1 protein-coding gene is annotated in these 2,559 nt (G+C 73.9%); it reads right to left on the reverse strand.

Features of this window, described 5'->3' with window-relative positions; translation table 11 throughout:
* Window positions 1-187 precede the first annotated feature (187 nt).
* A complete protein-coding gene (locus AB0G16_RS37545; RefSeq protein ID WP_362815598.1) occupies window positions 188-2,029 on the reverse strand; it encodes a discoidin domain-containing protein in 1,842 nt (613 codons plus the stop codon).
* Window positions 2,030-2,559 lie beyond the last annotated feature (530 nt).

A 2,559-nucleotide genomic window follows, 5' to 3' on the forward strand; every position in this document is an offset into this window, starting at 1 on the left:
GCAGGAGGATCGACAGGAGGCGGCTGGACTTCACTGACACAAGATGACAGTGAACTCGGGGCCCCGGCCGTGGACCCCCGGCCGTGGACCCCCGGCCGTGGACCCCTGGGCGGGGACCACGGGCGGGGCCCCCGGGCGAGGGGCTGCCCGCGGAGGGCCCCGGAGGGCCTCCCCGCGGGCGTCTCCCCTAGGGGCGGTACACCTCGAACGAGGAGAGCTGCCCGGCCGGCCAGCCGGTGTTGCCGGTGAAGGTCAGCCGCACGTACCTGACGGCCGCCGCCGGGAACGTGACGGTCACGGTGTTGCCGGTGGCCGGGTCGAAGACGTGGCCCCGCGAGGCCGCCAGGGTCGCGAACGACGCGCCGTCGGCGGAGCCGAGCACCGACAGGGTCTGGGTGCGCCTGGACCAGGCGGCGGCCGGCGGCACCTTCAGCACCACGCGCCCGGCCTGGACCGGCGCGCACAGGTCGACGGTGATCGACTGCGGGAAGGCGTGGTTGGCGCTCTCCCAGTAGGTGGACGCGTCGCCGTCGACGGCGTTGGCCGCCACGTAGTTCTGCGTGACACCGCTCGCCACGACCGGCCTGCCCCTGGCCAGGTCACCGGCGTTCGGGGAGCAGCCCGGCGGGGGGCCGGTGGTGGCGGTCACCGTGCCGGAGGGCGGCGAGGTGTTCCGCGCGGCGTCCCTGGCGACCACGTAGAAGGAGTACGTGGTCGACGGGGTGAGACCGGTGACGGTGAACGACGTGCCGGTGGTGCTCCCCACCAGGGTGTCGACGGCGCCGGTCTCGCGGTAGACGTCGTAGCCGGTCACCCCGACGTCGTCGGCGGAGGCCGTCCAGCCCACGGTCACGGCGGTGGGCGAGGCCGGGACGGCCCGCGCGGCACCCGGCGCCGTGGGGGGACGCGTGTCGCCCTGGCCGCCGGCCCTGCGGGTCTCGAACTCCGTCGCCCAGTGCTTCGTCCGGTCCAGGTAGGCGGTCTCCGCCGCGGTCCCGGTCCTGCCGTACGCGCCCTCGTAGGTCTGGTAGCCGAACCCGGCGGGCGGGGTGGAGTCGGCCGGTTCGATGGAGCTGCCCTCGTGCCACTCGTTGAACGAGGTGATCGAGACCCAGGTGGGCAGGCCGCCCTTGGCCGGGTCCAGGGCGTTGGACCACTCCAGGTCGTAGGTGGCGCCGTTCGCGCGGCCGAGGGTCGGGGTGGTGTTGCCCGGCACCGCACGGTCGTCGATGTAGCCGGGGGCCACGGAGGGCGCCCAGACCAGGCCGTTGCGCCTGGCGTAGGCGCCCGCCTCGGCCCAGCCGGGCGCGGTGGCACCGGCGATCCCGTCGTAGGTGTACATGCCGGAGAAGTGCGCGATCCTCGAGGTGTCGGTGGTCTGGGCGAGCACGATGTTGTTCGCGGTGACCTGGTCGAGCGCCGACCAGTCGGCGACGCGCAGGCTCTCGAAGACGTAGAACGCGGCCCGGCCGCCGTGCTCGGCCGAGCGGTAGAAGGCCGGGTGGGAGCCGTAGCGGTCGTTGATGTAGCGGATGTCCGCCACGGTGGAGGCAGCGGTGCGCCCGCCGTAGGGCTCCAGGTGCCAGGCGACCTTGATGCCGTGGCGCGCGGCCGCGTCCAGCACGCCCGGGGCGATGCGGTCCTCGGGGCCGCCGACGCCCCACCAGCTGTAGACGATGACGCCGACCCCGGCCTGCCTGATCCACTGCATGTGCCGGGTGACGGCTCCGGCGTGGTCCGCGGAGTCGTAGGCGCCCAGGGTGGGGTACAGGTCGGCGCCGATGTCGTCGGGCGGGGTGTGGCCGCCCTGCTCCCAGTGCCGCCAGCCCCCGCTCACCTGGGGATTGCCGTACCAGGGGTAGTAGAACAGGTGGACGTTGGAGGACTGTTCGGGGACGGCCGCGCCACGGGCGGCGGGCGGCGCCTGGGCACCGGTCCAGCACAGGGCGGCCAGCAGGATCGCCAGCACGATCCTGACCCGTCCGCCGAGGCGGAGCGGGCGGGTGGGTGATCGGTCGGATGTCGTCATCGGCTGACCCTTCGTCACGCCGGGCCGGATCGCCGTGGCCGACGGGACGCGCCGTCACCGCGAGCCTGCCTGTCGGGGGGTGGGAGTGCCGCCGGCCACCGGAGATCGACGGGCGGCACTGCTGACACCATAGGATGACGGGCAGATGTCTGCAATGTTTCTACTTATCTTCGCAAAATACTCACCTCATTCGTGGCGGTACGGGATGCGCCAGGCGGGCACCGGACCTGCCCGGCTCCGGGCGCGAAGGCGGGGAGAGCCGGGCGGGGGTTCACGAGTCCGGGAGGGTCCGGGGGCCGGGAGAGGAGGGCGCGACCGGCGACCCTGTGGTTTCTCGCAGGGGACACGGAGGAATCTCGCAATGGTCCGGCCCGCGTGGCGTCCCTACGGTCGGGTGATGCCCGAATTCGACATCACCGGCCGCCGGACGTTCCGGCGTCTCGCCGCCGCCCTCTCGGCCGCCTGCGTCCTCGCGCCGGCGACCGCCCCGCCCGCCGCCCCGTCGCCCCCGCCGTCCCCCTCGTCCCCCT

It is taken from the genome of Streptosporangium sp. NPDC023615 (genome assembly GCF_040640155.1).
Classification (GTDB): domain Bacteria; phylum Actinomycetota; class Actinomycetes; order Streptosporangiales; family Streptosporangiaceae; genus Streptosporangium.